The following is a 12,813-nucleotide window of genomic DNA, read 5'->3' on the forward strand; positions in this document are numbered from 1 at the left end:
TTAGGCTCAGAATGTTGGTTCAATCAAGCTTGCTTGCCGCAAGCACAGCACTGATTTTTTTCATTGCTCCGTCTTCGACCAGCGCGCGTAGGATCGCCGTATAATCATCCGCCAGCACCCGGGCGGTCTCTTCGCGGAAAAGACTTCTTGCATATTCCAGCGCAAAGCGGAGCCTGCCGTCCTGCTCCGACGCTTCAAGTGTTAAATCGAATTTGCTGACACCCGGATCGAACTCCTTGGGGTCGAATTCAATGCCGCCCGAACGGTAAGCGACGCGATCGATATTTTGCAAAATAAACATCGTGTCGAATAGCGGATTGCGGCTGCGGTCCTGTTCGATTCCCAGCTTTTGCACCAAATCCTCGAACGGATAATTCTGGTGCTCCAGCGCCCGCAGCACATCCTCATGTAGCTCGGACAAATAATCGCCAACGGTCCGGTACGATTCCGGGAAGCTACGAATCGCGACCGTATTGACGAACATCCCGATCAACCCTTCCAGCCCCGCATGATTGCGGCCCGCTACCGGCGTGCCGATAATGATATCCTCCTCACCGCTCCATTTGCTCAGAAGCATCGAATAAACCCCGAGCAGCACCGTATACAACGTCGTACTACGCTCGCGCGCAAACGCCTTGATCTTGAGCGTCAGCTCCTCATCCAGTATGAAGTTGATCAGACCGCCCTCGAAGTTTTGCAGTTCCGGCCTTGGCGAGGCCGTCTTGAGCTCAAGCGTCGGCAGCTCCCCTTCGAACGCCTCCAGCCAGTAGCGCTCATGTCCCATATAGGCCTCGCTGCCGATTTGTTCTTCTTGCCATACCGTGTAATCCCGGTACTGGATATCCAGCTCCGGCAGCTCGCCGCCGCCGTACAAAGTGGTCAGTTCCTGCAGCAGGACGCTGACGGAGACGCCGTCGGTAATAATATGATGAAAGTCCAGCAGCAGCAGATGGCGCTCCTCGCCAAGTGGAATTAATCCGGCCCGGAACAGCGGGAGACGGCCGAGATCAAACGGACGGATAAAGCGCTCCATCAACGTACTGATGCCGCCGAACAATCCTTCGTCTCCGCCTTCCGCGAGCAGCTTGCCCGCCGCCATTCTCAGCCTGGCGCCCTGCTCCAGCGTAAATACCGGCTTCGCATGCACGCGCTGGCGGAACTCGTCCTCCTCGTGATGGAACGTCGTTCTGAGCGATTCATGGCGGCGCATTATCGCAAGGAAAGCTTCCTCCAGCCGCTCCACATCGAGCTTGCCTTGCATATGCACGGCGAACGGCACATGGTACATCGTTGCTTCGCCCGAGATCAGCCCCATCATAAATTGGCGGCGCTGCGGCCTTGACATCGGGTAATGCTCGCGCTCCGGCTGTTTCGGAATGCGCACGGCCGCCACGGTTCCACTAGTGTCCAGATGAGCTGCTAAACTTTCAAGCGTAGGATTCATAAAAATATCGCGCAACGGCATTTGGATGCCAAAGCGTTCCGCAATGCGGCTGACCATGCCTGCCGCCTTCAAGGAATGGCCACCGAGCTCGAAAAAGCTGTCCTTGGCGCTGATTGCATCCGTACCGAGCAGCTCCTTCCAAATCTCCGCCAGCTTGCGCTCGGTATCCGTCGACAGCGGAACAAGCTCGCGTATGCCAGCGTCGGCCGGTCCCGGCTTCGGCAGCGCCCTTCTGTCGATTTTGCCCGTTGGCGTAAGCGGAATCGCATCCAGAACGACCATGAAGGCCGGAACCATATAAGAAGGCAGCTTGTCCCCGAGATATTCGCGCAGCTGCCCGGTCAACCGGTCGGATGGCGCGGCGCCGTCCGGTTCCGCATCCGCTGCCGGGGCGTTCTGCATGACGACATACGCACAAAGCGCATATTCCCCATCCTCTTCCTGAAACGCGGTGACGACCGTTTCCTTCACCTGCTCATGGCGAAGCAGCAACTGCTCAATTTCACCGATTTCAATCCGGTGCCCCCTGATTTTCACCTGTAAATCGCGGCGTCCCGCATAGGCAAACTCTCCATTTTCAAGCCTGCGCCCAAGGTCGCCCGTGCGATACATGCGTTCGCCCGGCGCATACGGATTCGGCACAAAAGCGACATCCCATTCGGGATGGCTGAGATACCCGCGCCCGACGCCCGGCCCGCCGATGCAAATTTCGCCCGTCACGCCTGTCGGTTGCAGCTTCAGTCCTTCGTCAAGCACCATCATGACGGAACCTTCGATCGGCGTGCCGATCGAAATGTCCTCGCCTTCGGTCACTTCCCGGATTGAGGTCCACACCGTCGTCTCCGTCGGACCGTACAAATTAAACAATCTGCCTCCGGTAGCGGCGCGCAGCCTGCCGAGCACATCGACCGTCAGCGGCTCCGCCCCGATCATCAATATGCGCAGCTTTTGCAAACCGTCCGTTTCGCCTCGCTGATTCATCCACCATTTGAAGCGCGACGGCGTAATTTGCAGCACATCGACGCTGTGCGTGTCGATCAGGCCTTGCAGCAAGGCGGCGTCCCCCCGTTCCTCTTCATTGGCCAATACAATCCGCAACCCCATTGTGAGCGGAAGCAGATTTTCAACGACAAAAATATCAAAGGAGGCCGATGCCATCGCCAGGATGCTCTGGCCCTTCTCAAATGGAATCCGGTTTCTGAAGCCGCTGATGAAATGCGCCAGCCCGCGATGCTCAATCATCACGCCTTTGGGACGCCCGGTCGAGCCCGACGTATATAGCACATACGCCAAATGGTCCGGCTTATGGACACACTCCGGATTGCCTCTGTCCGCCGCATGCAGCTCCGGATCGTCCAGATACATTTCGGCAACGGCTCTCGTTACGACTCCCGCATATGCTTTTTCCGTCAGCAGAAGCACTTCTCCGCAATCCTCAAGCATCCAGTCGATCCTCTCTTTCGGGTAAGCCGGATCAATAGCGACATATGCGCCTCCGGCTTTCAAAACACCCAAAATGGCGACAAGCAGCAGCGGGCTGCGGGACGCCATCAGCGCGACAATGCGCTCAGGCCCCACACCCTTCGCCCGCAAGGAATGGGCAAGCCGATTCGCGCGTTCGTTCAGCTCGGCGTACGTCACCGTCTCCGTGCCGAATTGAATCGCCGCCGCATCCGGCGTACGCGCCGCCTGGCGTTCCACTTCCTGCACAAACCCCGTCCATTCCACCGTTGCTTGCGTTGAAGCCGCTCCCGCGTCTTCTTGCCGGTCCGTCATGCCTCTCTCAGCTCGAATTTCCATCCTACCACTGCCCCCCTCTCTACTCGCGGCCTGTACCGGCATGCCTCCTCCGGCCAACTGAGCCAGCAATTGCTCCCGCTCCCTTTCACTCATCAGCTCAAGCTCGCCGACCGTGCGACCCTGCGATCTGCACATCTCCCGCACGAGTACGGTATAGCTTTCCGCCATGCGGCGCGAGGTTTCCTCATGAAACAAATCCGTTGCGTATTCCAGTTGAAGCTCGATTTCCGCTTCCCGCTCCACCGCTTCCAGAGTCAGGTCGAACTTGCTTGTTCCCGCCTCAAACGGCATTTCGCCAAAGACGAGGCCGCCGGCTTCCATCACCGCCCGGTCCATATTTTGCAAGACAAACATGGCGTCAAACAGAGGATTGCGGCTTCTGTCCCTATCTGCCTTCAGCCCTTCGACGAGCTCCTCGAAAGGATACGTCTGGTGCGAAAGCGCCTCTACGACATGGTTATGCAGCTCCGCCATATAGGCCCGTACCGTCTTGTCTCTTTCCGGCCTTGTCCGCAGCGCCAGCGTGTTGACAAACATGCCGATCATGCCATGCGTATCGGCATGCTCTCTGCCGGCGGCGGGGGTGCCCACAATCACTTCGGCCTGCCCGCTGTATTTGGCCAGCATCGCGGCAAAAGCGCCCAGCAGCACCGTATACAGCGTCGTCTTCGCTTCCCGCGCCAGCTTTCGCGCCTCCGCCGTTGTCCCCGCGTCCAGCCGGAACGAATGGCGGCGGCCCCTATAGCTCGGCAGAGACGGCCGCGGCCGATCGGTTGGCAGCTCCAGCACAGAACGCTTGCCTTCAAAGACTTCCATCCAGTACTGCTCATGCTCCGCATAAGCGGCATTTGCAAATTTGGCTTCCTGCCACACCGCATAATCGCTGTATTGCACGCGCAGCTCCGGCAGCGACTGTCCGGCATACAGCTGCGAAAGCTCATTCACCAGCAAACCGGAGGATACGCCGTCCGTAATAATGTGATGAACATCCAGCAGCAGCAGGTGATCTTCCTCATTCAGCCGCAGCAGCCCCGCCCGCAGCAGCGGCAGCTTGTCCAGATGAAACGGCCGCTGGAAGACTTCCATCAGCCTCGTCACCTCGGCGCTGTCCGGCGGCGCTTCGTCCCCGGTCAACGCTGCTGGGTTCAGCTCTTCCAGCTTGAACGCATACGGCGGATGAACCCTTTGCCTGAACTCATCCTTTGTCATTTGGAAGGTCGTCCGCAAGTTTTCGTGGCGACCGATCAGCGCCGTAAATGCGTCTTCCAGCCGCGCCACATCCAGCCTGCCCTGCAAGCGGAGCGCAAACGGCACATGATACATGGTGGCGTCTCCGGCCAGCATCTGCATCATATATTGGCGGCGCTGGGCGCGCGACATCGGGTACCACTCGCGGCGCTCCGCCTTCGGGATCGGATCAGCCGCCGCAGCAGTGCCGTCCCGCTTCTTCAGCCAGGCGGCCATTTCCGCAATGGAGGTAAGCTCGAATATCAGGCTGAGCGGAACCAGGGCGCCCGTCGCCTGCTGCAGCTTGCCCGCCAACACGGCAGCCTTCAAGGAGTGGCCGCCAAGCTCGAAAAAGTCGTCGTGAATACCGATTGGCCCAGACGTATCGCCCAGCACTTCCTTCCAAATGGCTGCGACACGCTCTTCCATCTCGTCTCGCGGCAGCTCCGGCTCTCCACGCTCCCGAAGCCCAAATTCCAGCTCCGGCAAGGCACGCCGATCCACTTTCCCGTTCGGCGTCAGTGGTATCGCGTCAATCGCCGCGATATAGGCCGGAATCATCGCCTCCGGCAGCTTGTCTTTCAGTCTTCTTCGCCATTCCCGCGAAGGGAGCTTGTCCGAAGCGACCACATACGCGCATAGCTCCTTATCTCCGCTTGCTTGCTCGCGGATGACCACAACCGCATCCTCCACCTCCGGAAGGGAAATTAATTGCGAGCGAACCTCGTTCATTTCAATCCGCACGCCTCTAATTTTCACCTGTTGGTCGGCCCGGTCTACATACATCGCATTGCCGTCCAGCAGCCACTTGGCGATATCGCCGGTGCGATACATGAAGCGGCCCTCCCGGTACGGATGCGGCAAAAAGCGCTCGGCTGTCATATCTGGCTTGTTCACATAACCGTCGGCAAGGCCGCTGCCGGCAATATACAGCTCCCCGGCTGCGCCGAGGGGAGAAAGCTGGCCGCCATAGCCGAATATATAAATTTCGACATTGTGCATCGGCCCGCCAATCGGCACATAGCCGCCCCGATAAGCGCCCGGCTTGTATGCGTACATATTGGAGCAAACCGTCGCCTCCGTCGGGCCGTATCCGTTAATAATCCGAATCTCGGGATTAAGCTTCGTATACAGTTCCAGCGTTTCGTCTTTAATCGGCTCTACCCCAACGAGCATTTTGTCTAGTGTAATCACGGAAGCCGATTGCTCAAGCAGCCGCGCAACCTCTTTCAGCAAAGACGGCGGCAAATAAGCGAATGTAATCCGCTCTTCCGCAATCACCTCGGCAATTCGCCGCGGATCAAGCAATTTCGGCTCCGGGTAAAGCACCGTGCAAGCCCCGAACATAAGCGGCATAAACAGCTCCGCTACGCTGACGTCAAACGAAATATTGGTCAGGCTTAGGCATCTGTCTCTCTCGCCGTATTGCTCCTCGAAAAACGTCCGGAGCGAATGTCCGAAATTGTAAAAGCTACGGTGCGGCACAATGACGCCCTTCGGCTGACCTGTAGAACCGGAGGTATAGATGACATACATCGGATCGGCGGCGTCCTGCGGCCTTGGGGCGACGGCATCGTCTCCACCGGAGAACAGCGTCTCATCCGCAATGTCCAGCACCTGCAAGGTGGCCGATACGACTGCCGCGGCTCCGGCATGTGCGCCGTCCGCGAATACCAGCTCCGCGCCGCTGTCCTCCAGCATATAGCAGATGCGCTCCCCGGGATAATGCGGATCTATAGGCATATAAGCGCCTCCGGTTTTCATAACGGCGAGCATAGCGGTCAGCATGGGGATGGAGCGCTCCGCCATGATGCCGACTACGCTGCCGCGTCCCACACCTTTGGCGCGCAAGGTTCGCGACAGCGCATCGGTGCGGTGATCCAGCTCCCGATAGGTCATGGATTCACCGCCGCAAGATACGGCCTGCAGGTCGGGAACGGCCGCGGCCTGTTCCTTGAAGCAATCATGCAGACAGCGCGGCGGCGGAAAATCCGCATCGCGTCTCCCCAGCGCCAGCATGTACAGGCGCTCCTCCTCCGTCAGCATCTCTGCTTCGCCGAGCGCGGCGTCGGGACGAAGCGTCACGCTGCGCAGCAGTTGCACATAATGCCGCATGAACCGCTCGACTGTCGCGCGGCGGAACAGATCCGTATTGTATTCCACGACGAGCCGCAATTTCGCGCCTTGCTCCACGGCCTGAATCATCAAATCGTATTTGGCCGTGCCATGCTCAAAGCGCTGGTGGCGATACGATAATCCTTCCGACGAAGCGTTTGGAATGCCTAGGTTTTGCATGATGAACATCGTGTCAAACAGTGGACTCCGGCTGGCGTCCCTTTTGTCCATCCATTGCGCGATTTCCTCGAATGGATAATCGGCGTGGGCGTAAGCCCCGGTCGCCATCTCTTTCACTTCGGACAAAAAGGCTTTGAACGGCTTGTCCGCGCGCGGATAAGCGCGCAGCGCCAGCGTGCCGGTGAACATGCCCGCGATCGCTTCCAGCTCGCGTCGGTTCCGTCCCGCAATCGGCGTGCCGACGGCAATGTCCTCGGCCCCTGTATAGTGGGCGAGGAAAGTGTAATATGCCGATAGCAGCACCATAAACGGAGTTGCGCCCGATTCGGCCGCCAGGCTGCGCACAGCTGTCATCAAACCGGCCTCGACATACACGTCGAACGTTTCGCCGCGATTGCTTTTGACGGGCGGACGCGGGGCATCGGTCGGAAGCGCAAGCAGCGGCCAGTCTCCCCGGCATTGCTCGCGCCAATACCGTTCGGCGTTCCCGGAGAGCGGACTGCTCTCCTGCCATACCGCATAATCCTTGTATTGCAGCGGCAGTGGCGGCAACGAACCGCCCTGATATAAAGTCATCAGGTCGGACAAAAGGATACCCGCCGACATGCCGTCGGATGCAATATGATGCATATCAAGAAACAGCATATGGCGCTCCGGCCCTAGCGTCAGCAAGGCTGCGCGGAGCAGCGGAGCCGTATCGAGCCTGAACGGCTGGTACAAGCTTTGCAACACACCGTCCGCTTCCGCTTCATCGACTTCCATGCGAATCAGGCGGAAAGGAATGGCGGCGTGAATGCGCTGCCTGATCTCTCCGTCGATGACGTGGAAGGTGGTGCGAAGCGTCTCGTGACGCTCCACGATGGCTTGCAGGGCGGCCTCCAGCCGGTCTGCATCCATAGCCCCGTCCAAGTGCAATAATTCGGGCAAATTGTAGCTGCGATCATCCGGCACCGCCTGCTGCTGCAAATACATGCGTTTCTGTGGCGATGAAACCGGATAATGCTCTTGCGGGGCCGCCTTTGGTATCGGCTCCAGTGTATCGCCAGACAAAGAGTCTGCCGCTTGGCCGGTTAATGGCCCGACATGCCCGCCGTCCGCTCTTGCTCCGTCACGGATGCCGGCCGTCGCTTGCCCATTAAGCCAGCCGTTCCCAACGTCCGCCCCTTGTCCATCGTGCTGAGCGTTCATTCTTTGCGCTGTCGCCTCGCCACTCTCCCTGATCCGTCGCTCGATCAAGGCCGTGAACGAAGGCAGATCCGCATGCCCCAGTAAATCCGCCGCCTGAATGCGGACGCCCGCAAGTTCGCTGAGTCGGTTTACAATTTTGAGCGCAATGATGGAATCTCCACCTAGCTCATAAAACCCGGCATCCGCAGGCAATTCGTTATAACCGAGTAGCTCTCCCCAAACATCCGCGACTTGTTGCTCCCATTCCAGACCAGAACGCCCCCCGGTTAACGCAACGCTGCGGCGGCGCTGACTTGTCATCCCGCCGCTCCGCTCCATCGCGGCTTGCCATCTGGCAAACGTCTCGTTCATTTCTTGCTCAAGCTCCTCGGGGATATCCCCAACCAGCGAATATCCGCTCCAGGCCGCAATTGGCGTATGAAGCGCCGCTCCGGCGCGCGCCTCCTCCACCCAGCAGCGGTGAGAATCGAACGGATACGTCGGAAGCGGTAGCCGATGGCGGCATTGTCCCCGATAGAATGCCTTCCAGTCGATCTCGTATCCGCCCACGTAACGTTGGCCCAGCTCCAGCGCTTCCATTTCACGTTCGTTTGGAACGGGTTGCTGCCGCATATTCCCGGCCGCAGCCGAATCTGCCGTCCCGAAGCGGACGTTCGGCAGCGCAAGGTCGGTAAGGCCGCTTTCGACTGCAGCATGCAAGGTCTGGGCAAGCTCTTCCCAGCTGCTTACCGCAATCGCCAAGCGATACCGATGGACTCCCCGGCCGACGACCAGGGTGTAGCAAAGGTCGGCCAGGCTGCGGCTCTCATCGCCGCGTTGCTGTAGAACCCAGTCCCGTATCAGCAGCACGAGCCGCTCCAGTGCCGTCATGCTGTGCGCGGACAAGCAGAACAGCTCCGCTCTGTCCGAAAGACTCGAAGGCATCCCGGCGGGAGCCTCCTCCAGCACAACATGGCAATTGGTCCCGCTCATACCGAACGCGCTTACTCCGCATCTTCTTGCTTCGCCGTCCGTCTGCCATGGCGTCAATTCGTCATTGACATAAACGGGCGAATCCACAAACGGAATGTTGCGGTTCGGCGAGCGGTAATGAAGCGTTGGCGGAAGCTGCTTGTGGACAAGCGACAGAATCGCCTTGAGCAGCCCTGCAATGCCGGCGGCATGATCGAGATGGCCGATATTTGTTTTCAGTGAGCCGATGGCGCAAAATTGCCGTTTATCGGTATATCTCCGGAAGGCGCGCGTCAGCCCGTCGATTTCGATCGGGTCGCCCAGCGAGGTTCCCGTGCCGTGCGCCTCCATATACGTAACCGTTTCGGGATCAATGTCCGCATCCTGCCAGGCGCGCGCAATGACGTCTTCCTGAGCGAGGGCGTTCGGGGCGGTAATGCCAACCGAGCTGCCATCCTGATTCATCGCGCTGCCTTTGATGACGGCATAAATATGGTCGCCGTCCTCCTGCGCGCGGGACAGCGGCTTCAGCAGCAGCGCGATCACGCCGTCGCCGATGCCCGTTCCGTCCGCCGAGTCGTCGAACGTTCTAGCCCGGTTGTCGCTTGACTCGATGCCAAGCCGTATGCCGCTATCCAGCGGCAGCACGTTAATTTTGACGCTGCCGGCAATCGCCGTCTCGCATTCGCCGCTGCGGATCGATTGGCATGCCAGATGGACCGCTACTAGCGAGGAGGAGCAGGCGGTGTCCACGCTGATCGCCGGTCCGCGCAAATTAAGCAAATACGAAATCCGGCTCGGTATCATGGAGCTCAGATTGCCGGGCGCCGCCATGGACAAGGCGTCCGGGTTCATTGCTTCGATGATTCGCTTGTAATCATGCAGTGCGTCCCCGTTATAGCCGATAAAGACGCCGGTGCGCGAACCATGCAGCGCATCTCCGCCGTACCCCGCATTCTCAAGTGCGCCCCAGGCCGTCTGCAGGAACAGGCGCTGCGCCGGACTTATGAGCGAGGCTTCCTTGGGCGAAAGCCGGAAAAAAGAATAGTCAAAACCTGAAATATCTTCGATATACGCCCCGTCAAAAAAGGAAACGGAGCCGTATTGCGCCTCCATGCGGCGCAAATACGGCTTTAATTCCTCCTTGCGGGAATCCGGAAACCCGCCTACCAGGTCCTTGCCGCTCCGCAAAAGCTCCCAGAAGGCTTCGTGCGATTCCGCGTGCGGCAGCTTGGCGGATATCCCAACAATCGCAATATCCTTGAGGGAAACATTGGAGACGGATCCCCCGCTCCGCCCCTTCCGCCCGGATGTGTCCTTTTTGGTATCCAGCAAATCCAGTTGAAACATGGCGCCCTTCCCTCCTAGATAGTAATAGAATCGCTGACGGCCTGTTCTTTTTTCACCCTTCCGCCCCTCCCGCGCAGCAGCAGCAACACATGCGCCGCGATGCCGAGTCCGCTGATCAGAGCTAATAATCCAAGCGTACCGGACTGCCAATCGCCCGCCCATTGCAGCACGATATACAAGGTACCTGTACTGCACACATGGGCCGCAAGCGCCCCCCAAAGCGAATGCGAGCCGGCGCGAACGGCGCCGTAAAGAATCGCGCCCAGCGCCGCAAATGCGCCAACCGACACATTCATAAATACCGCGCCGAACAATACGGCCTGAAGCAGAACCGTCCACAGAACCGAAAGACTTTGACTGAGCGTATGGAACAGCATTCCTCTGAACAGCCATTCCTCCAGCAAAGACCCCAGCAGCAAGCTGCCGAGCACAAAAACGATCAGGCTGCCACCGGCGACAAAAGCGACAAGATCAGAAATGGCCGGAAATGTCGCTTTTATCCACGGAAGACGGGTAAACACGGCGATAAACAAGCCAAGCCAGACGCCAGTCCCTGCAGACAGTAGCAACGATCTCCCGCGCGCAGGAACAAACCCCAAATCCTTCAGCGAAATTTTTTGCCAGCGCAGCAGCGGAAGATAGACGGCAAGTACGATAATATTGGATACAATCAGCACAATGCCGGAATTGCCTTTGATCCAGTCTTTCAGCCCGGGATCGCCGACCCAGTTGAAGAGCGCTTGATTGACAAGCATTACAATCGCCGCATAAATGACCAAATATAAGCCGGTATTTCCCGCTATTCGCAATCCCTTCACGTAGGCGTCACCGCCTCGGAAGACAGCGACGCGGAGATCGAAGAGCGATGCTTGACCGCAAGGAATATGCCAACCGCAATCATGGCGGCCGCCACAGCCATCACGACGGACATGACGGTGACGTCCGTCGTCTCCGGCCCGTAATGCCAAAGCAGGTACTGGCTGCCCTGACAGGCGACTTGCGCGGCAATCGGCGCCCAGATGGATTTAAACCAGACATACAAGAGCGCAAAAATAACTGCGCCGACAAAACCGTACAGCGACAACGGAATGTCTCCGAAAAAGAACAACGCCCCGTACAACACACCCTGAATCACAATTGCGATCCAAACTGGGAGAACGCGTCTGAACTCATTCATCAGAATGCCTCTGAACAACGTCTCCTTGTAAATATTTCCTAGAATCAGGAAAACCAGAAATACATACCATTCCGCACGGTTCAGGTAATCAAACAATTCGCGGAACTGGTACTTGTCCGATGCAATGGCGGGAAGCCGGGAGAAAGCGACCGTAAACAAGCCGGCTCCAAGCCCGATCCATAAAGCGATCGCCACCGATTTGACGCTCATCACGCGGAACTTAACCGCCTTAAACAGATTTTCTTTGAATATAAACCTCCAGGCCAGCAGCATGAGCGGCAAACCCACCATATCGTTCAAAATAATGACGGTTACCGTGTTCTGTTCAAACCACGTGCTTCTGGGGTACACATAATCGAAAAATAATGTCGTCACGGTAAAAAACCATGCAAAATACAGGCCGATAACAACAGCCACGCGAGCCAGCATCATTCCCCACGCCTTCATGCGGTCATCCCCCCTTTTGTGCTGCCGATGGCGCGTCAGCCGTCAGCGCTTGACCGGCGCGTGCGCCGATGCTGCCGTTGCCGGAGGTCCGCCAGACATAGACGGAACCTCCAATCAACGCAGCCAGACAGAACGCTGTAATGATATACAGAGAAACATCGCCCAGCTTATCAAACCATTCGTAGAACCCTATGTATTTAAATAGAAAGATTGTGCCCATGGCCGTATTCTGTACCAGAATAGGCGCCCACAGCGACCCGGTGCGTAAATACAGCGACCCGTAAATCAGGCCCGAACCGATGCTGATGACCGATAGTGCCGCGCTCGGCTGAAAGTAGGCGTAAGCCGCGGCTTGCAGCACCAAGGCCACATATACCGGCATAACCCTGCGAAGCTCGCTGAAAATAAGGCCCCTGAACAATATTTCTTCAAATGCCGGGCCGATCAAACCGGCGCCCAGAATGACGTACCAGATCGAATCCCCCTTGATCAGATCGTCGACCAGCGCGGGAATGGATGGAAATTGCTGCGCAATATCGTCAATGACGATAAGGCCGATGCTGAACAAGCTTCCGGCAAGACCCAGGCCAATCATCAGTAAGACGCGTGAGGCGCTCAGCCGTTTGAAGCCCGACGCGCGGAATATATTTTTTTCCGCATGGGGCCAGATCCATCCTTTGATACGAAAGATGAGCATGTACACAAGCGTAATCAGCGTGAACAGAACGACCATAAACATGGCCGGGTTGCGATCCAGAAACTTGGCGAAGGACAGCGTCACTTCGTAATTGTAAGTAGAGCGAAGCAGATAGAGCAGCGCATAAAAGACCCCGAGATAAAGCGCGATATTCCCTATCATGGTCAACACTTTTTTCACAGGAAAGCTCCTTTCTTTCTTCTGTCAGATATATCTTCAAGTCATACGCAGTCCGGC

4 protein-coding genes are annotated in these 12,813 nt (G+C 57.8%); all 4 read right to left on the minus strand.

Annotated elements, in window-relative coordinates; translation table 11 throughout:
- Positions 1-19: 19 nt before the first annotated feature.
- From MNQ98_RS14375 to MNQ98_RS14390, 4 genes are read right to left on the minus strand one after another with little or no spacing between them, the layout of a single operon-like run.
- Complete coding sequence (locus MNQ98_RS14375; RefSeq protein ID WP_241933776.1) at positions 20-10,255, minus strand: non-ribosomal peptide synthetase; 10,236 nt, start codon at positions 10,253-10,255, stop codon at positions 20-22.
- Between the two features lie 14 nt (positions 10,256-10,269).
- A complete protein-coding gene (locus tag MNQ98_RS14380) occupies positions 10,270-11,073 on the minus strand; it encodes a CPBP family intramembrane glutamic endopeptidase (protein WP_241933777.1) in 804 nt (267 codons plus the stop codon).
- Positions 11,070-11,879, minus strand: coding sequence for a CPBP family intramembrane glutamic endopeptidase (locus MNQ98_RS14385; RefSeq protein ID WP_241933778.1), 810 nt, complete (start codon positions 11,877-11,879; stop codon positions 11,070-11,072). The genes MNQ98_RS14380 and MNQ98_RS14385 overlap by 4 nt, the downstream gene beginning before the upstream one ends.
- Positions 11,880-11,883: 4 nt before the next feature.
- Positions 11,884-12,756 carry a CPBP family intramembrane glutamic endopeptidase gene (locus MNQ98_RS14390; RefSeq protein ID WP_241933779.1) on the minus strand — a complete coding sequence of 291 codons (873 nt, stop codon included), beginning with the start codon at positions 12,754-12,756 and terminating at the stop codon, positions 11,884-11,886.
- Positions 12,757-12,813 lie beyond the last annotated feature (57 nt).

The sequence above is a fragment of the Paenibacillus sp. N3/727 genome (assembly GCF_022637315.1).
In the GTDB taxonomy this organism is placed as follows: Bacteria; Bacillota; Bacilli; order Paenibacillales; family Paenibacillaceae; genus Paenibacillus_AQ; species Paenibacillus_AQ uliginis.